Below are 18,914 nucleotides of genomic sequence, written 5' to 3'. Positions count from 1 at the left end.
CTGACTACCCCAGTATATCCCATTGTCCAACGATAGAAAATGAGTTACCTGGAGGTAAGTAGGCGTTTCAAATGCCAGATGCCTAAATCGACGGATGTCTCCAAATAACCGACAATCTGTTCGAAGGTGAAGACATTGAGTTTCTCATCCTCCACTTTCTCATCGTAATCCATATCACTTAAGACATGCGGAATGAGATTTTGTACATCTACGGATTTTACCTCATGAAGATCCATCATGCTCGGCAATTCCCGGAATAGGGAACGCAATTCGTCTTGATATCCGTAATAGGTTAATAACTTCCCATTCAGTAACCGGAAATCATTGTGGTAGACATGCAGCACGTCTTGGTTAGCTTCAATTCTGTTCCGCAGCCATGGCAAATAAAAGCCTTTCAACCATACGTGGTCAGCGAGTAAATGGGTGAAATATCCCCAGATGTAAGGACTTTCTGCATATGAATCGTATTTATATATAAATCCGTTGTAATCAACGCTTCTTGAGTAATCGCGTACATCCCCCGTGAAGAAGTGCGAGGCGTCCTTAGGTGAAACGGCATCCGGAGCAATGTTTCCAAGTACGAATAACGTTCTATCCTCTATCGCCAGACGCTCTGCAATACGAAGCGCAATCATCACGTGCATCATTCTCGAACCCACATCATCGCCTCCTTAAAGTGCCGATCTCCACTCTAAGGAACATCTTACCATTTATCGCTGAAGTACAGTACCATAATAAAAATGCACTCCCGCGCCGGAACCATGAAGCTGACAGCTTCATGGTCTTTCGCGGAAGTGCATGGATCTAACGGTTGTACGCGATACAACCCTGTTATTCGTTATTTTCCATCCATTGATAATGGAAGCTTCCCTTTTGGTCAACCCGTTCGAACGTATGCGCCCCGAAATAATCCCTTTGCGCTTGCAGCAAATTAGCCGGCAACCGCTCCGTCCGGTAGCTGTCGTAGTAAGCCAATGCCGAAGCAAAGGCAGGAACCGGGATCCCTCTGGTTACGGCGATGGCGACGACTTTACGCCAAGCGTCTTGATAGTTTTGAACAATTTCGCCGAAATATTCGTCCAGCAGCAGGTTTCTTAGCGCTGGGTCACGGTCATAAGCGTCTTTAATATTTTGTAAAAATCCTGCGCGAATAATACATCCCCCGCGGAAAATCATCGCAATGCTGCCGAAATTCAAATCCCATTGGTATTCGTCCGATGCAGCTCTCATTTGCGCGAAGCCCTGCGCATACGATGCGATTTTGCTGGCGTACAACGCCTTGCGTACCGCTTCGATGAACTCCTGGCGATCCCCGTCGAAGCTGGATAGCGCAGGCCCGTTCAGCCGCTTGCTCGCGGCTGCGCGCTCTTCCTTCATCGCCGAGATGAACCGCGCAAAGACGGATTCGGTAATGATGGATAGTGGAACTCCCAAATCCAAAGCGCTTTGGCTTGTCCATTTTCCCGTTCCTTTTTGTCCCGCTGAATCGAGAATGACATCGACCATTGGTTTGCCGGTCTCAGGATCGCGCTTCGCGAAAATATCCCCTGTGATTTCGATCAGATAGCTATCAAGCTCGCCTTTGTTCCATTCTGTGAAAATATCATGCAATTCGTCTGCATTCAGGTGCAGTACATCCTTCAGCAAGTGATATGCTTCGCCAATAAGCTGCATATCGCCGTATTCGATTCCATTGTGGACCATTTTGACATAATGGCCGGCTCCGCCTTCTCCGATGTAAGTCGAGCAAGGGTCACCGTTCACTTTGGCCGAAATGGCAGTCAAGATAGGCTCAACCAGCTCATACGCATCTTTCTGGCCGCCGGGCATAATCGCAGGGCCATGCAGAGCTCCCTCTTCGCCGCCTGACACGCCGGCTCCGATAAAACGCAGCCCTTTCGCCTGCAGTTCTTTATTTCTTCTTTGCGTATCCGGGAAATAGGCGTTCCCGCCGTCGATCAGAATATCGCCTTCACTTAGGTAAGGCACGAGCTGATCGATCGTATCGTCTGTCGCTTGTCCCGCTTTGACCATAATCAATATTTTACGGGGGGTTTCCAGCGATTGGACAAATTCTTCGATGCTGTAGGTACCTACCAAATTCTTACCCTGCGCTTCCGCTATGAGCTCATTCGTTTTCTCTGGCGAACGGTTGTACAAAGCTACCGAGAAGCCTTTGCTTTCGATATTCAAGGCTAAGTTTTTCCCCATGACGGCCAGACCGACAACGCCAATTTGCTGTTTGTTCATTGTAAGGACCTCCTTGTCAGTTAAGCGAAGCTTTTTACTATATGAGTTTCGTTGTTCGCCGTACCTGAAGCTTCGTCGTCGAACCACCAATGATCGCCGCGGCGCGCTAGCAGGTGATCGGACTCGACAGGTCCGTATGCTCCGGCAGGATAAATAGACAGCGGCAGCAGATTTTGCTCATAAGCGTCTAATAGAGGCTGCACCCATTCCCACGACAACTCGACTTCATCCCAATGTGCGAAATACGTTTTATCCCCTTTCAACGCATCGTGAATGAGAACTTCGTAAGCTTCCGGCGCACCGGCTGGCAAAGCACTTAGTTGACGCCGAGCAGGCTGCTCAAGATTCGTATTTTCATTGCGGGCGTTGCTGCTTTGAACGTAAATGCCTTCATTGGAACCAATCTCTATGATCAATAGATCTTTGATCGTGCCCTCGGTTTTGAATTCGATCACGATCCTCGTCGTCTTCTCCTTCAGCCGCTTACCCGTTCTGATGTAGACCGGTGTTTCCTTCCAGAACGGATCGTCGATATGGAGTCTGGCTGCCAAGTACGTATCATTCCGAGAATCTGTCGCAATGCCCGGTTCATCGGTATAGGCGGCAACCGCGTTGCCATGAATTTCCCCGGAGCCGTACTGCCCGCGGATCACATATTCACTCACTTCATTGATCGAAAGCGGCCGCAACTGTTTCACGACTTGCTTCTTCAGATTCCCAACGTCCTGAACCGCGCTTCGGTTCGGCAGCTCGATCGCAAGCATCATGAGCAATTGAAGCATGTGGTTCTGGAACATGTCGCGGATTGCGCCTGAACGATCGTAATAGGCCGCTCTTTCTTCCACGCCCAAGGTTTCGCTCGCTGTAATTTGCACATTGGCGATCTCGCGTGTCCCCCATTGCAGCTCATCGATGGCAGCGTGAAGCAGTTGGCCCATCTGCTGAACCATCGGTTTGCCCAAGTAATGATCGATCCGGTAAATTTCGGTCTCATCGAAAGCTTGGTTCAACTGTTCATTCAGCTGTCTGGCCGACGGCAAGTCGTGACCGAACGGCTTCTCGATGACCAACCGCTTCCAGCCGCTTGCAGAACCAAGACCGCTGGCATGAATATTTACCGCGATCGTCTCGAAAAACTCAGGTGCTACGGACAAATAAAACAACCGGTTCGGCACTATGTTCAGCTCTTGTTCCCGCTGCTCGACGAACCTCAGCAGCTTCGTATAGTCTTCTTTACGGCCAACATCCAGAACATGATAACGGAATGCACGTAGGAATCGGTTGATGGATTCAGGATCCTGTTTTTCACTTTGAATAAAAGTTTGAAGAGACTTCCGGACGCTGGCCTGAAACGTTTCATCCGTTAGCTCTCTTCTCCCCAGACCAATCAAGGTGAATGATTGCGGCAGCTTCCGTTCGACGAATAAATGATACAAGGCAGGGTAAATTTTCCTTTTGGCTAAATCCCCTGTCGCTCCGAATAAGACAAGTGTGGTTGGCTCCATCCTGCATTCTCCTTCCAGACGATAAGCTCTGGTGTCTTGATGTTCATTCAACTATAATACGAATATCATCTATCTGATGAATACATATTACAGGAGCTATAGATCAAATCTATGAATAACAATTACGAATTGTACAAAGTATTTTATTGGGCCGCGAAGACCGGCAGCTTAACTCAAGCAGCAAGCGCCCTATATCTGACCCAACCGAGCGTCAGCCATGCCATCAAACAGCTGGAAAACAGCTTCGGTCTCACCCTATTTTATCGGAATTCCAAAGGTGTAGCGCTCACCCAGGAAGGTGAGGTTCTGTATTCCTATATCGAAAAGTCTCAGATCTTGATCTCGCTGGCCGAGAAGCAGATGGCTGCGCTCAAAAATCTGGACAGCGGCGAACTGCGGATCGGCGGAAGCGATTCATTGTTCAAGCATTACATGCTTCCGTATTTGGAAACCTATCATCAACAATATCCGGCCGTCGGCCTTCACCTGAATCACGGGACCACTCCGGAAATCATCGCTCTCTTGAAGGAAGGGAACATCGACTTAGGCGTTGTTCGGATGCCGATCTCCGATCCCCAGCTCGAAGTTAGGGAAAGCATCCAACTGCAGGACTGCTTTGTTGCAGGATCTCGTTACTCTGAGCTTAAGGGTATGGTCCTTACGCTGGATATGCTGCTTCAATACCCGGTTATCTTATTCTCCCGCAACAGCCGGGCCCGAATGGCCATTACGGAATTATTTCAAAGCTACGGTCTTAACCTCAAACCGGAAATCGAGGTCGGCAGCGTGGATCTTCTCATTGAGCTGGCGCGCAAAGGACTTGGGATCTCGTATGTGACGAGAGAGTTCGTAGCCAAAGAATTGGAAGAAGGAACTCTCTTCGAGATTCAATTGGATGTGCCGATACCGCCTGCACACGTAGGCATCATGATTATGCGCAACATGCCGCTATCCGCTACGGCAAGCAAATTCCTTGAACTTATTCGATGAAACGATCCGCGGCGGATCAGGCGGAGATTCCGGATAACCAACCGACCGCATTGTGAATATCCTCGATTTCGTGATGGAACCAGGCAGGCAGCTCTTCTCCTTCGGCATTGCGCATATCGATGGCAGTTATCGTCTGGTCATGATGAACGGTAGCCGAATATTGAATGCCTGCCTCATGAAGTCTTGGAAGCCAATCTTCGGACAGCCACTTCGCGTCTTCCGCCGAAACCAGAATATGGCTGTTATCGGACAAAGCTTTTTTCGCTTTTTTGTTAACGGCCAATTCAATCATTTTGTTTAAGGGCACTCGGAAATCTTCCCCTTGCGCATAAGAATGCCAACGAATCACAACGGCTTCAATGACATCGTCCCAGAAAATATGAGCTTTATTGGAAGCATAAAAGTGTGTCATGTGTAATCACTCCCAGTCACTAAGATTTCTTCTTCGTAACTCCACTATAATACTTTTTGCTTCTATACAAGTAGTTAATATATTTAACAGGATATATAGACCTCATCTATGGCCAATGGCTAATAGCGCAAAAAAAGCCGCCGGAATACCGGCAGCTTCGATGAAATACTAGTCATTTGAATAAATGTATAAGGGCTCTCGGTTATATATTACATCTTGTCATCAGACAATCGGAATGGTGTACTTAGCCGATTCGATCCAAGTGCGGTCGGAAAACTCGCGTCCGCGGACGATGACTTCTTTCTCATAAATTTGAACATACATCCCTTGGGCGACATTCGGATTATCCGAGCTTCGCGTTTTGCCGACGGAGGCGTTGTTTAACCAGTGGAACGTGTTCTGAGTGTTGTAATGATTTTCTGTTGCAAAGTTGCGGTGCGTATGTCCGGACAATACAAAAACATTTCGATAGGGCTTCAAAATTTCCCTAAACGCTTTGGCCCGGATCATTTGGTGCGTTCTCCCGTCCATATCAGGTGCCGGTAATGGCTGATGGATGAATATGACAGCGGGCTTCCCGTCCTCGTGCACTTTCATGACATTCTCCAGCCATGCCAGCTGCTCATCCGAATACCAAGCGCCCTCTCCGACCTCCGGCTTTTCCTGTGCATAGGCCTCTTGAGACATCAGAATCAAATGAATATCATTCACCCAAATATCCTTATAAGGCTTATCCTTGTATCCGAAAAACTTCATGAAGCGTTCGCGGGCCATCGCGTCGGTCTTCCCGTTCGGCAGCGTATCGACCGACCACTCGCCTTTGCCGTTAATCCAAATATCATAATAATCGTGATTGCCCATATTCCCGTGGATAGGCGGCAGTTTGTATTTGTCCAGAATGTTGCGCAGCAGCTTGTAATCCTGCTCACGGCCCATGTCGGTCACGTCGCCTCCGAATACGATCGTATCGACCGGCGATTCGAAGTCGCTGATATCCTTCAAAGCCGAGTGAAACTTATCGGTCATGGCGGAGACGCCATTCGAGAGGTGTACATCGCTGAGGAGGAAAAAGGATAAGAGCAGTTGATTCGTTCCTGGAGCCGTCGGCGTAGGTTCCGGCGTGTGACTTGGCTGCGCAGGCGGTGCGGCAACCGATGCTTTCTCCCGGCTCTTCAGAGCTTGTGTGAGCAGGAAGCCTCCTCCTGTTAGTGCGGCTGCAGCTGAAAGCAATCTTTTGAGAAACTGTCTTCTGGATATCATGGGACTGACTTCCCCTACTTTCTTCTGTATGACCCTCTCGCTTTCGTACCGGGGTAATGAGGCTGAGGATAATTAAGCTTATTATAACATAACGATGAGACCATTTTTACCATCCACGTGTTTCATAAAAAGAAATAGATAATTATTTTATAGCATGTTAGCATTCGAATTGTACCAAATAAATCTATAAAAGGAGAATTTAAACATGGACTTTCAGGTGGAATTCATTCCGGATTCGGAACACATCCAACAAGCATGGTCTGAACTATTTCCAGCTTTACGCAGCAGTTCTTATCAATTGGATAACAAACCTATTCTTGAGCGGTATACGTACGGGATGCTTGACAACGATTACTGCGAAATTTGTGTGCCAGCGCGCCCTCTCTGATGAAAGGCAAGGTTCAAGCCCGTTAATTCTCCGGTTTTAGATGACATTTTGCCAAAATGGGAGTATCGTTCAAGGGAGAGGTTGAACACGGAATGAGGAGTGTGCACGATGGGTTTTATGAAAAAGTATGTCACGAAGCACTGGAAGCTTTTTCTGGTTGCCGTCTTTTTCGTCACGATGGAAGCGTTTGCCGATTTGCTTCAACCGATGATCATGTCCCGCATTCTGGACGTTGGCGTCGCGGAGAATCGAATGGATTACGTGCTTCGCATGGGGGGAGTGATGCTGCTGATTACAGCCTTCGGGGCGGTCGCCGCATCGCTTCGCAATATTGTCGCAAGCCGTGTATCACAGAAGTTCGGTACGGAGCTGAGAGGGGATTTGTTCGACAAGATCCAATCCCTCTCGTTCACGAATATCGAGCGATTCGAGCGCGCATCGCTAATCACGCGTCTGACGAACGATGTGACTCAGGTACAGAACTTTGTCAACGGTCTTATGCGCATCTTTGTCAAAGCTCCCCTCCTCTGTATCGGGAGCCTGATCATGGCGGTGCAGCTTAATCAGCATCTTGCCGTCGTGCTGCTCATCGTCGTCCCGATTGTCGGCGTGCTCGTCGCGCTGAACTTGAAAGTTGGGTTTGCCCGATTCGTCGGCGTACAGAAAGCGCTGGACGGCGTTAACCGCATTATGCGGGAATATTTGTCCGGCGTTCGGGTTGTCAAAGCGTTCAATCGGTTTGATCATGAAGCAGGCAAATTTGAACAAGCGAATACGGACTATCAGAACAAATCGATTCAAGTTACAAGGCTGATGGCCATCTTCAACCCCTCCATCCTGTTCACCGTCAATTTCGGCATTGCAGCCGTCCTCTGGCTTGGCGCATGGCGGGTTAACCACAATCAAATGCAGGTCGGACATATCGTCGCTTTCGTCAATTATATGACGCAAATTTTATTTTCCTTAATGACCATCTCGATGGTGTTCAATATGTTCGTCCGGGCCAAAGCATCCGCCAACCGGATCGGAGAGGTGTTCGATCAGGTGAATGCGATGAGCTGGAAGGCTGAGGCTTCTTTGCCGGAGCGCCCGGTGGGCCGAGTTGAATTTGAGAACGTTACGTTTGCTTATGAAGGCGCTGCAGGAGAGCCTGTACTTAAGCAAATCAATCTGACATGCCTTCCTGGCGTAACGATAGGCATCATCGGATCTACGGGGTCCGGCAAGAGTTCTCTTGTGAATCTCATCCCCCGCTTCTACGATCCGTCGGCGGGCCAGATCCGTGTGGACGTCATCGACATCCGCGAACTGGATCCGACGCAGCTGCGCTCCCGCATCGCTATCGTGCCGCAGAAAACGATTTTGTTCAGCGGGACGATTGAAGAGAATTTGCTCTGGGGCAATGAGCAAGCGACACATGAGGATATTGAGCAAGCCGCTCGTATGGCTGATGCGCATAGCTTCATCTCGACGTTCCCCGAGGGCTATGAAACGAAGCTTGGCCAGCGTGGAGTGAATCTATCCGGTGGTCAGAAGCAGCGTCTTTCGATCGCTCGCGCACTGGTTCGCAAACCGGATATTTTGATTCTCGACGATTGTACAAGCGCGCTGGACACCGCAACGGAAACGAGAATCAAACATGCCTTGAAGCAGTTCGCTGCCGGTGTCACTTGCTTCATGATCGCCCAGCGCATCACGTCGGTCATGGATGCGGACAAAATCGTCGTCATGGACGACGGCGAAATCGTCGGCATCGGCACCCATGAGACGTTAATGAGCAGCTGTCGCGTGTATGTCGAAATCTTCCAATCGCAATTCGGAAAGGAGCCTCATCATGTCAAAGCCGAGTGATCATTCGCGCCAACAAGCCCCTGACGTCCCGCTCATTACGGCTCCGATCGCACGCGGGGGCCGCACGCCGGCCGTAAAACCGAAAAATTTCAAAGGCACCTTGCAGCGCCTCTGGTCCTATATTGGAACGGAGCGCAAATGGTTGACCATCGTATTTCTATTCATTGTGGCGGACTCTGCGCTGACGCTGGCAGGTCCCTATCTGATTGGCGTAGCTGTCGATGCTATGGCCGGCGGCAAGGTCGATTACACGGTTCTTGATGTGACGATGATCGTCCTCGTCTCCACCTATATCGCTGACGGAGGACTTACCTTCCTGCAGAGCTGGGTCATGGCCGGGCTGGCCCAGCGCGTCGTGAAGCGGCTGCGGCAAACGATGTTCGCGAAGCTGCAGAAGCTGCCGCTTGCTTATTTCGACGGACGTTCCCATGGCGATATCATGAGCCGGCTCTCGAACGATATCGACAATGTCAGCAACTCGATCTCCCAGTCGACAACCCAGTTAATGACGGGATCCATCGCGATTGTCGGATCGTTAGTAATGATGCTGGTGTTAAGTCCGCTGCTTACGCTGGCTGCACTGATTACCGTTCCGCTCGTATACTTGCTGGCAAGAACCATCACGAAGCGGACTAGCCAGTTGTTCAAAGATCAGCAAGCTCAGCTGGGCAAACTGAATGGTCATATTGAGGAGACGATTACCGGCCTTCTCGTTGTGAAAGCATTCAACCGTGAGCGGAAAGCGATCGACGAGTTCAACGCGGTGAACGGCCGGTTGTACGAGGTTGGCTTGAAGGCGCAGATCTGGTCCGGCTTTCTGATGCCGCTCCTCAGCGTTATCAATAACATCGGCTTCTCCGCCGTTGCGATCGTAGGCGGCGTGCTGGCCGTGAAAGGCCACATTACGGTCGGTGTCATCGCGAGCTTCCTGAGCTATTCGCGCCAGTTCGTAAGGCCGCTTAACGATATTGCGAACACGTATAACGTACTGCAATCCGGCGTTGCGGGAGCCGAGCGCGCATTCGAAGTACTGGACGAGGCTGAGGAATCCGATGATGAACCCGGCGCAGTCGAGCTTCAGAAGCCGATCGGACATGTGACGTTCGAGAACGTTACTTTCGGGTACCGCACGGATACGCCGATTCTGAAGCAAGTGAGCTTCGATGTGCCTGCCGGCAGCAGCTTAGCGCTGGTTGGCCCTACAGGCGCCGGCAAAACGACGATCGTCAACCTGGTGACCCGGTTCTATGATGCGACGAGCGGTACGATCTTGATTGACGGCCGGGATATCAAATCGTACACCCGCGACAGCCTGCGGCGCACCTTCGGCATCGTGCTGCAGGATACGTATCTGTTCTCCGGGACGATTAAGGAGAACATCCTCTACGGCAAGCCGGATGCTACGGATGCGGAAGTCGTCGCAGCGGCGAAATTGGCCAACGCGGATGCGTTCATCAGCCGTCTGCCCCAACGTTACGATACGCCGCTCTCCGAGAATGGCGGCAATCTTAGCCAAGGTCAGCGGCAATTGCTTGCCATTGCCCGCGTTATCCTTGCCGATCCCTCCATTCTTATCCTGGATGAAGCGACGAGCAGTATCGATACGCGGACGGAGCTGCATATTCAGGAGGCTCTCCTGTCCATCATGAAGGGCCGTACCAGCTTCATCATCGCTCACCGGCTGAATACGATACGGGATGCGGATACGATCATGGTTATTGACCGCGGCGAAATAGCCGAACAAGGCAATCATCACGCATTGATGGGCCGGGATGGCACCTACTCCCGCATGTTTGCCAATCAATTCAAAAATTTCCACAACGCATTGGAATAATATGCGTATACCAAAGCCCCGGCATGCCGGGGCTTTTCTCTGCTTGATCAATGATACTTCCGACCGGCATCGATCATCCTCATGTTGTTCTTTTTCACCGACAACAAACCATCCGCCTCACGCGCGATTCTTTGGGGTACCGGAGTATCGATGTTCTGGGGCGTCTTAACGACGATTGTTCTTCTCTGTATGACCGGACCGAGTATGGCCGCACAGTTGGTCGTTCCCGTATATTCGCTCACGAAATACATATCCATTCTCAATTTCGTTCAAAATATCGATGCGTTTCACATTCCAATGTGGCTGATCGGAGCCTCAAACTATCGGTTTGCCTGTTCATCTTGAGCTATGGATTATCGGAGTGGATGGGATACACAAATTGGAAACTCATAGCGGTTGTAGTCACGGTCCTCTTGTTGCTTTAGCTGAGGCGAATTTAGCTAAAGTCATCATGATTCCTGCATTGGCGTGATGTGCTGTAATTTATCCGGGTTCACAATCACGTAAACTCGCTCAATCGTCTGCTTGGCGTTATCCCAATCCAAACAAATAACTCCTGTAGGCCATCCATTCTTCGTAAGTAAAATGCCCGGTGTCTCGTTTACCTGAACCAATTGCGCCTCAGATTCGGGAAATCGGCTTGTCGAAAGAGCTTTCAAAATGATAAGCACACGTTCTTTGGTGTAGATCGGACGTACAGCGGCAGAGACCTTACCGCCACCGTCGGCGATCAGAATGACATCCTCGGCCAATAGATTCACGAGAGATTGAACATTCCCATTCGCAAGCGCAGCGATGAAGCGATTCACCAATTCCTTCTCCATTCGCAGCTGCGAGGAAGGGATTTCCGCTTTCTCTGAGGAGAGATCTACTTTCTTCTTGACTCGACTATAGATTTTGCGGCAATTCACTTCCGATTTGTTAACCATCTCGGCAATTTCACCATGCTCATAACCAAACACTTCTCTTAAAATAAAAACACCCCGTTCCAAGGGCGTCAGTTTATCCATCAGAACAAGCAAAGCATAAGAGATCGTATCATGACGCTCGATGCTGTCTAGCGGGCTGGCCTCTTCCACGTGAACGGTCGGTTCCGGAAGCCAGTTCCCCACATAACTGACTCTCTTTTTGCGAGCGGATTTTAATTCGTTCAAGCAGCGGTTAATCATCATTTTGCTTAAATACGATTTAACGTTCTGAATATTGTCCATCAGAGATCCATGGATGCCGATGAACAAATCTTGCACCATATCCTCTGCGTCTGATCTCGAACCCAGCATATTATAGGCAATCGCAAATAAGTGGGATTTGTAAGTTGTATATAATTCTTCAATCGTCGTGGATGCTGTTTCCAATGTTTGGCTTTGCATAGTACCCGCCTTCCGCTCCCTAGAAATCTCTTCAATGTCATTTATTATGAAACAAAACGGATGAACCCATTCTGTTTATCATGAAGACAATCGGTGACTTCCTAGTGTGACAATCTTACGCGCTTTTCTTTTAAATTCATTTAAATGGCTACGAGCTGCCGCTCTCATCAACTCTCCATCGCATAGATCCCCTGCTAATGGGAAAATATAACACAAAGCATGCTGCATAAGGGAGCAATCAGGAATGGATCCACGGATACAAGAAATAAAAAATCAATTCTCGAATGACGCCGATTTCTTTCTTCAAACGGATTTTCTTATGGATACGCCTGTTATCCTCATGGGTTTTATGACTTTGGTTGATTTGACCGAATCCCGGGAAGCACTCCATGATTATCTGGAGAACAGCATCTTATCGCACCAAACAACCGATGAATTCATGCGCTTGTTCGGAGAAGTGGAGGAGTACGATAGTAAGAAAGCCGTGTCTTCGATTGTAGAAGGCAAATTAATTATTTATTTCGAGAGGACGAAGCAGCTCGTCGTCATGGAACCGGTTCCGAAATTACTGAACCGTTTCTTTGAGCCGCCGATGAATGAAAGTGTCATTCAAGGACCGTTAAGCTCCTTCGTTGAAGACTTGGATCAAAATGTCGGGATTATCCGAAAACAGTTGATATCGGAGTCTCTGCGAGTAAAATCGTTCTCTGTAGGCAAGGGCGACAAGAAAAGAATTTCAATGGTTTATTCCGATGAACATGTCAACAAGGAACTTGTGACGAACATATCTCGTCAATTCGAGCTGAATCAAGACAGACAAGTTCACAATCTGCAAAATTTGGCCCAAACGCTGGGTCTTTCGAACTGGGGACCCATTGCCAAATTCAAAACGACGGAACTCCCCCAAGAAGTCGCCCAATCGATCAGAACGGGCAAGGTCGTCCTGTTCGTCGATCGGCTGCCTCTTGCACTTGTTCTCCCTAACCTGATATGGGATATGTTCGTTCTGGAGAACGATCGCAATTATCCGATACCGATCATGCTGACTTTACGATTATTACGCATTATCGGGATTTTAATGACTTTGATTTTCCCAGCTTTATACGTTGCACTGGTCGCAGTCAATCCTGAAGTATTGCGAATAGAGCTCGCCCTGGCTGTTTCTCAAAGCCGTGAAGGCGTACCGTACCCTGCACTCGTAGAAATCCTAACCGTACTGCTAATCTTGGAATTAATCCAGGAGGCTAGCGTTCGATTGCCGAAGAGCATCGGTCCCACCCTAACGATGGTAGGCGGAATTATATTGGGACAAGCCATTGTAGCAGCGAAATTAGTGAGCAACCTCATCCTAATCATTCTTTCGGCCACGACGATTGCGAATTCAACGGTGATCGGCTTTCAGAACTCGATCTCGATTCGATTATTTAAGTATGTCATCGTTATGCTAGCTGCAATCTACGGTGTATTAGGTATTTTGGCGGGGCTCGTGTTCGTGTGTGCGTACATGGCCAGTCTGAACACCTTTGGCGTCTCCTACTTACATATCAATGTAGCAAAGGATCGAACCAAACATGGATAAAAGCATATCTGTCGTGCTCATGTATGTTCTCACGCATCTGGGGCTTATTTTCTTCTTGTATCCGGAAGATATTATTTCCAGCACAAACAAAGGACATTGGGTTGTTATTCTGATTGGGATTGCGATTCATTTTGCCGTCATTGCCACCTATATGAAAGGCCTGAGTTATTTTCCAAGATGGGATATTATACGGATTTATCGGAGTGCCGGGAAAGGAATTGCGCTCCTCTTCCTTGTGCCCATTCTGCTTTATTTATTCGTGGTAACCGTCCTTTCCGTGCGCGCTTATTCGGAAGTCATTACGATCATCTTCTTATCCAGTACGCCGCTCTGGGCGATCATGCTCTTATTGCTGGTGTTATCCACTTACATCGCCTCCAAAGGAGTTGAAACGTTATTTCGCACGGGGGTTCTTCTCAGCATCCTGTTTCTGCCCCTGACACTATTCATCGTCATCACTTCATTCCAGAACATGGATTGGAACTATGCCCTTCCTATATTTGATCTTGACTTATCGTTCGTCGCCAAACCTTCGTTCTATCAGAGCTTTTTTGCCTTCTCAGGCGGATTCCTGTTTCTTGGTTACTTACAGCCGTATTTCACGTATCAAAGGAACAAAGTGCTGTTAGCCGCGGCCGCCCTCATCCCCTTCTTCATCTTCTCCGTCTATATTCCACTTCTTACATTCGGAGAATCAACGGCCTTCACTCTGCATTTTCCTTTCGTTGTTGTTGTCGATACGTTAAGTATCAACTGGCTGATGTTTGACAGAGTCACTATGTTCTTCCTGCTCTCGCTGATTACTTTCATCATGCTGTTTATCTCGTTGACGCTGTGGCAAATCAACCGGATGCTAAGCCAGTCCCTCCCTTTTATTAAACCGGTCTATCTGCTGCTATCGCTCTCCGTTGTTGTCTTTAGCTTCTGTTTAATGATTCCCGATTGGAAAATGGTTGAGAAGCTGCTATGGTGGAACACACCATTAAGATTGTTTGTCTTCGTAACGGTTCCACTCTCCGTATTATTACTAGGTCTGCGTGCGAAGAGGAAGGTGAGTCATGAACATTCTTAAATCGGCAAGCCAAATATTCATGATTCTAGGTTTGCTCGTCATTCTAAGCGGTTGTTGGGATAACAAAGATATCAATCATCGATCTTTACCTTTGGTGATGGGAATTACGATGCAGGATGGTGAGTATAAAATCATTTTGCAAACGCCCGAGCTGGATCAGAGCAAAATCAAATTAAATGAAATTACCGAAACCGGAAAAACAATCAGCCAAGCGGTCGATAAGATCAGTGTCAATAAAGAGAAAGAAATCGACTTGCTCCATATCAAAGTGATCGTCATAGAAAAAAAGCTGGCCCAGCAAGGCATGAAAGACATCCTCTCCAGCTTCATGAGAAGCGGAGAAATTTCCCTCAAGGCTTACATTGCGATATGCGATGAAGACATTACCCACTTTCTATCGAAGGAAGCGGAAATTTCGGTGCCGAAGGGATCCTTCGTCTACGACTTTTTTGAAAAAAATGCCGGATGGAATCCGCAAATCGCCAGAGCGCAAATATGGCAGACGTATCGCAGTATTTATTCCTATACGAATGACATCGCGATTCCCGTTCTAAAAACCGGCAAAGATTTGACTTGCGAATATGAAGGTTCTGCGATTATAAAAAATGGAAAAATGGTCGGGCAAATCAGCTCCGACGAGACGCTGCTTTATAACGCCTTCAATAAAGAGAGCACGCAGGGGAAAATTGAAGTGATGGACCATGCCAGTGTCTTAATTGTCAGTAATTCGATGTATCACAAGAGCGAGCTCATGGATAACAAACCGCTCATGAATAGCACGATTAAAATGAAGGTCGTCGTTCTGGAAACGAGGGGAAATCCTTCACAAGCGCTCATTAAGCAGGAATTGGAAACTCTGCTCACGGAACGTTTCCAACAGCTTTTTGCCAAAGTTCAAGAGAGTGAAGCGGATATTCTAGCCGTCGGACAGCATTTTAGAACCAAGCTATCCCGGAAAGAACTGGAACGATGGAGAACCGCGTACTATCCTCAATTGAAAATGAATGTTCACATTCATACTGATATTCAGAACGAAGGATACATTAAGATACGTGCGAATTAACAAGCCCGGAATAAGCACAAACCCGCGGAGTCCGCGGGTTTGTGCGATACGTCAGTTCGAATCAAGCAAGCGTTCGAACCGGCGAACCGGTCAGATAAGCTTCAATATCTTGAACAACGTCTCTATAGAACGCTTCATAATTCGCTTGCGATACATAACCGATATGAGGCGTAGTAAGCAGATTCGGAAGCGATCGGTATATATCGTCCTTCGGCAGCGGTTCCACCTCGAACACATCGACTGCGGCGCCGGCAATCCAGCCATTCTGCAAAGCTTCAGCCAGCGCGGCTTGATTCACGATCGGCGCGCGTGACGTATTGATCAGATAGGCTGTCGGACGCATGCGCTTCAGATCTTCGGCTTGCAGCAGTCCTCGGGTACGATCGCTCAATACAAGATGGATGGATACGAAATCGCTGTTCTCCAGCAGTTCTTCCTTGGATGCAGCCAGCTGGACTCCCGCTTCTTCAGCCCGTTCTTGCGTCAAATTTTGGCTCCACGCCATGACCTTCATGCCGAAGGCTTGGCCGAATTGGGCGATCTTGCTGCCCAGCTTGCCCAGCCCAAGTACGCCCAGCGTCTTGCCGTACAGATCCGTTCCGATCGTGCTTTGCCACCCGCCGCCTCGAATTGCATTGTGTTCCTGAACAATGTTGCGGGCGAGCCCCAAAAGCAAAGCCCATGTCAGTTCGGCGGTGGCGTTGCCGGCACCGCCTGTGCCGCACACGGTCACGCCTTGCGAAGCGGCTGCTTCCAGGTCGATGGAGGCATTGCGCATGCCTGTCGTGATAAGCAGCTTCAATCGGGGGAGCCGGGCAAGCAGCGATGCGCGGAATGGCGTCCGTTCGCGCATAATCACAACGATTTCGCAATCGGCGATCTGTTCAATGAGTTCCTCCTGCTGATCGATATGGCGAGAGATACTCTTGACCTCCACCTTGTCCATCACTTGAGACCAATCAGCGGCGCTCAGAGCCACTTGCTGATAATCGTCTAATATCGCACAGCGAAGCTTCATTCTGGACTTGCCTCCTTCTCCTATTATGTAAGATGATAGCAATACGAAACGGATGCAGGCTATCAGCAAGCTGCAGCTGATTATGCCAATACATCCGCCATATTCGTGTATGATCAGTATATTCCTGACTGCATAAACTTGCAAACGATCATCCGTTGGAAGCCGATCCTCGCGGGACGGCGCATAGCACGGATACGAGGTTCGTTTCTCCGCAGCCTAGGCCAATTCGCCATTCCCCTAAGTCGCACGGGATGCCTTGCGGGATGTGCATATATAGAGCATATAAGTCCGGGTTCGGCGAGAAACCGGCACGTTCCAACCGGCCGATCCAATTCGTAGTAGACTCGTGGCGTTCACAGCGCGAATGTTCGGGGCTGCCGATAATATCCTCAATCTCGCGACCGAAGAAAATTTTCAGCGCTCTCTTCTGTTCGTAAGGAATCTCCAGCGAATCGATCACTCCGAACACCAGAGAGAAGTGTTCCCAGCAATGAACGAACCGGCTGCTCAGATCGGCCGTCTGATGATCTGAGTCCGGCTCGCACATCACAACGACTGCCGGGTTCAACGAGCGAAGCTTACTTAATACGCCATTCTTGCCGCCCGAACCCGCGTGCGAATCTCGAATATGATGCAGCGCGAAGGAGGCGTTGACCAGATGGCCTTGGCGCTCAGCCAGAAGGCTCCAAATAGCGTCAGGCACATTCTCGACTTCGTAGGCGATCGGATGGAACGTGACGCTGATCCCGCAGCTTTCGGCGGCTCGCTTCACGTTATCGTGCGCTAACTGCAAACAAAGCTCATTCGGTTCTATCGCATACAGGTCAATCCGTGAGGGACGTCTGTCTTGCAATGCCAGTTCCTCCAGCAGCGAGACGATTTGGCGCCCGGTGCCAATCCCGATCTCCAGGAACGTGACGGGTTCCCCGGGATGTATATAGCCGGTCAGCAGACTGTTCGCAATGCGTGAGGCGCCGGTGACCATCGGGTATTGCTCCGCCAGCAAATTAAACAACGTGATCTGCGGGACGTCGTACTGCTTCAAGTAGAGGTTCATTTGTTCGTTCTGAACGGGATCCAATCGTTTCATCAACGCCATGGCGAACAGAAAAGGCAGCATGTCACCCGGTTTTTTGGCGATCTCCAAAGTCGCGGCGAAATGGGCCAGCTTCGTCTGGACTGCCGTTCCTCCGCCATCAGCCATCGTTTCGAGCAGCAATGACCGCACCTTATCGTAGGGGGTCACTTCCATTATCGTCATCATCATCATCCTTTTCAGCTATTCGATGTCGTTAAGCTTACCATCCTGAACATCCCGCCGTCTTGAGCAGGACATTCCTCATTTTCGGGAAAATAGCGGGAATCACTTCCCGCGAGTTATCTGGCACATTCTTGAATTCTAGCGGCAAGTTCACTCTCTTCATTCTCACAGAACCTAGCGACTCTCGAAATGATCCAAATGTATAATTCAACGTATACTTCCGGTCGGATTTTCGTGTGTGCGTTTTTACGCTTGTACGGAATAAGAATTGGCATCATAGCCAATATTAGTATCGTTAAAATGAGATGGAGGTATGGACAATGAATCCACAACGTGCGATGGAAATTGCCGATTCACCGGTTATGGCGAATGTAACGTGCAATGGCGTTCCCATTTACATCCAACATGTAGACGAAGGTAATGAAACCGCCAGAATTTATCCGCTGGATCAACCGGAGAACGAACAACAAGTCCCGCTGAGCAGTCTAATAGAGCAATAAAAAAAGGGTGCCTAATCGGCACCCTTCTCATTTGTGAAGCCAGAATGTGTTTAAAAATAATTTGTTCAACGTAATCAATAGGTTTCTTGTGATTGAGATTCACAGAGTCGAACTCTCCTTTACCTATAAGACTTGATTACACCGGCCAACGTGCGGCATGTTTCGCGAAGACGTCCTTTGGCATTAGCCGAAACGGATGGCTCCACCCAGGCGAAGCCATCCGAGTCATACCGCGGAAAGATATGCATGTGATAATGCGATAAATCATTAAATGTGCCGTTATTTTGAATAATGGTGACGCCATCCGGTTGGAAATGAGCCTTTAGAAGCCGTGCGAGCAGTCTGGAGACCTTCATAATTTCATTAGCCGTTACCTCATCCAATTCATCCATATCGTGATAATGAACCTTCGGTAGAATGAGCATATGGCCTTCATTGATTGGTGCAATATCCAAAATGCATGTGACCAACTCATTCTCGTAGACGACATTCACTTCAATCTCTTTATTCGCCAAGCAACAGCCCAAACATGGATTTCCCGGCATACATGTCCCCCCCCCG

At 48.9% G+C, this 18,914-nt stretch carries 17 protein-coding genes; 8 read left to right on the top strand and 9 right to left on the bottom strand.

The genetic code is table 11. The features are described 5' to 3' along the window. Positions 1–44 precede the first annotated feature (44 nt). The 3 genes from PUT07_RS14655 to zwf form a co-directional block, all read right to left on the bottom strand. A complete protein-coding gene (locus PUT07_RS14655; protein ID WP_274468880.1) occupies positions 45–659 on the bottom strand; it encodes a zinc dependent phospholipase C family protein in 615 nt (204 codons plus the stop codon). A gap of 172 nt (positions 660–831) precedes the next feature. Continuing rightward, on the bottom strand, positions 832–2,250 hold the full coding sequence (gene gndA, locus PUT07_RS14650) for an NADP-dependent phosphogluconate dehydrogenase (protein WP_274468879.1): 1,419 nt from the start codon (positions 2,248–2,250) through the stop codon (positions 832–834). Positions 2,251–2,270: 20 nt separating this feature from the next. After that, a complete protein-coding gene (gene zwf, locus PUT07_RS14645; protein ID WP_274468878.1) occupies positions 2,271–3,755 on the bottom strand; it encodes a glucose-6-phosphate dehydrogenase in 1,485 nt (494 codons plus the stop codon). Positions 3,756–3,866: 111 nt separating this feature from the next. Between zwf and PUT07_RS14640 the strand changes: the two genes are divergently transcribed. Then, a complete protein-coding gene (locus tag PUT07_RS14640; protein ID WP_274468877.1) occupies positions 3,867–4,745 on the top strand; it encodes a LysR family transcriptional regulator in 879 nt (292 codons plus the stop codon). Positions 4,746–4,761: 16 nt separating this feature from the next. On the opposite strand, the gene PUT07_RS14635 is transcribed toward PUT07_RS14640, so the two are convergent. Then, entirely contained in the window at positions 4,762–5,157 is a 396-nt protein-coding gene (locus PUT07_RS14635) for a hypothetical protein (RefSeq protein WP_274468875.1), read from the bottom strand. 222 nt (positions 5,158–5,379) lie between these two features. Further along, positions 5,380–6,417: a metallophosphoesterase gene (locus tag PUT07_RS14630; RefSeq protein WP_274468874.1), complete on the bottom strand. Its 1,038-nt coding sequence runs from the start codon at positions 6,415–6,417 to the stop codon at positions 5,380–5,382. A 496-nt stretch (positions 6,418–6,913) separates the two neighbouring features. Between PUT07_RS14630 and PUT07_RS14625 the strand changes: the two genes are divergently transcribed. The 3 genes from PUT07_RS14625 to PUT07_RS35610 all read left to right on the top strand — a co-directional run bounded on the left by PUT07_RS14625 (position 6,914) and on the right by PUT07_RS35610 (position 10,835). Next, on the top strand, positions 6,914–8,656 hold the full coding sequence (locus PUT07_RS14625; protein WP_274468872.1) for an ABC transporter ATP-binding protein: 1,743 nt from the start codon (positions 6,914–6,916) through the stop codon (positions 8,654–8,656). Continuing rightward, positions 8,640–10,490: an ABC transporter ATP-binding protein gene (locus tag PUT07_RS14620; protein ID WP_274468870.1), complete on the top strand. Its 1,851-nt coding sequence runs from the start codon at positions 8,640–8,642 to the stop codon at positions 10,488–10,490. Before PUT07_RS14625 ends, PUT07_RS14620 begins: the two co-directional genes overlap by 17 nt. A gap of 81 nt (positions 10,491–10,571) precedes the next feature. Continuing rightward, entirely contained in the window at positions 10,572–10,835 is a 264-nt protein-coding gene (locus PUT07_RS35610; RefSeq protein WP_379239662.1) for a GerAB/ArcD/ProY family transporter, read from the top strand. A gap of 104 nt (positions 10,836–10,939) precedes the next feature. Here the strand turns inward: PUT07_RS35610 and PUT07_RS14610 are convergent, their stop codons facing one another. Continuing rightward, positions 10,940–11,860: an RNA polymerase sigma-70 factor gene (locus PUT07_RS14610; protein WP_274468868.1), complete on the bottom strand. Its 921-nt coding sequence runs from the start codon at positions 11,858–11,860 to the stop codon at positions 10,940–10,942. Positions 11,861–12,104: 244 nt separating this feature from the next. Here PUT07_RS14610 and PUT07_RS14605 point away from each other — a divergent pair, with 244 nt between their 5' ends. From PUT07_RS14605 to PUT07_RS14595, 3 genes are read left to right on the top strand one after another with little or no spacing between them, the layout of a single operon-like run. Then, positions 12,105–13,439: a spore germination protein gene (locus PUT07_RS14605; protein WP_274468867.1), complete on the top strand. Its 1,335-nt coding sequence runs from the start codon at positions 12,105–12,107 to the stop codon at positions 13,437–13,439. Beyond that, positions 13,432–14,511: a GerAB/ArcD/ProY family transporter gene (locus PUT07_RS14600; RefSeq protein WP_274468866.1), complete on the top strand. Its 1,080-nt coding sequence runs from the start codon at positions 13,432–13,434 to the stop codon at positions 14,509–14,511. The genes PUT07_RS14605 and PUT07_RS14600 overlap by 8 nt, the downstream gene beginning before the upstream one ends. Next, positions 14,498–15,574 carry a Ger(x)C family spore germination protein gene (locus PUT07_RS14595; protein WP_274468864.1) on the top strand — a complete coding sequence of 359 codons (1,077 nt, stop codon included), beginning with the start codon at positions 14,498–14,500 and terminating at the stop codon, positions 15,572–15,574. Before PUT07_RS14600 ends, PUT07_RS14595 begins: the two co-directional genes overlap by 14 nt. 61 nt (positions 15,575–15,635) lie before the next feature. On the opposite strand, the gene PUT07_RS14590 is transcribed toward PUT07_RS14595, so the two are convergent. Together PUT07_RS14590 and PUT07_RS14585 are read right to left on the bottom strand one after the other, a co-directional pair. Then, positions 15,636–16,592: a D-2-hydroxyacid dehydrogenase family protein gene (locus PUT07_RS14590; RefSeq protein WP_274468863.1), complete on the bottom strand. Its 957-nt coding sequence runs from the start codon at positions 16,590–16,592 to the stop codon at positions 15,636–15,638. A 148-nt stretch (positions 16,593–16,740) separates the two neighbouring features. Next, positions 16,741–17,853, bottom strand: coding sequence for a GRAS family protein (locus tag PUT07_RS14585; protein WP_274468861.1), 1,113 nt, complete (start codon positions 17,851–17,853; stop codon positions 16,741–16,743). Positions 17,854–18,173: 320 nt separating this feature from the next. Here PUT07_RS14585 and PUT07_RS14580 point away from each other — a divergent pair, with 320 nt between their 5' ends. Then, positions 18,174–18,353, top strand: a complete 180-nt coding sequence (locus tag PUT07_RS14580; RefSeq protein ID WP_274468860.1) for a small acid-soluble spore protein H — start codon at positions 18,174–18,176, stop codon at positions 18,351–18,353. A 119-nt stretch (positions 18,354–18,472) separates the two neighbouring features. On the opposite strand, the gene PUT07_RS14575 is transcribed toward PUT07_RS14580, so the two are convergent. Then, on the bottom strand, positions 18,473–18,898 hold the full coding sequence (locus PUT07_RS14575; protein WP_274468859.1) for an HIT family protein: 426 nt from the start codon (positions 18,896–18,898) through the stop codon (positions 18,473–18,475). Positions 18,899–18,914: the final 16 nt, after the last annotated feature.

It is taken from the genome of Paenibacillus sp. MAHUQ-63, from assembly GCF_028765165.1.
Classification (GTDB): Bacteria; Bacillota; Bacilli; order Paenibacillales; family NBRC-103111; genus Paenibacillus_E.
This window is presented reverse-complemented; position numbering and strand designations above follow the sequence as displayed.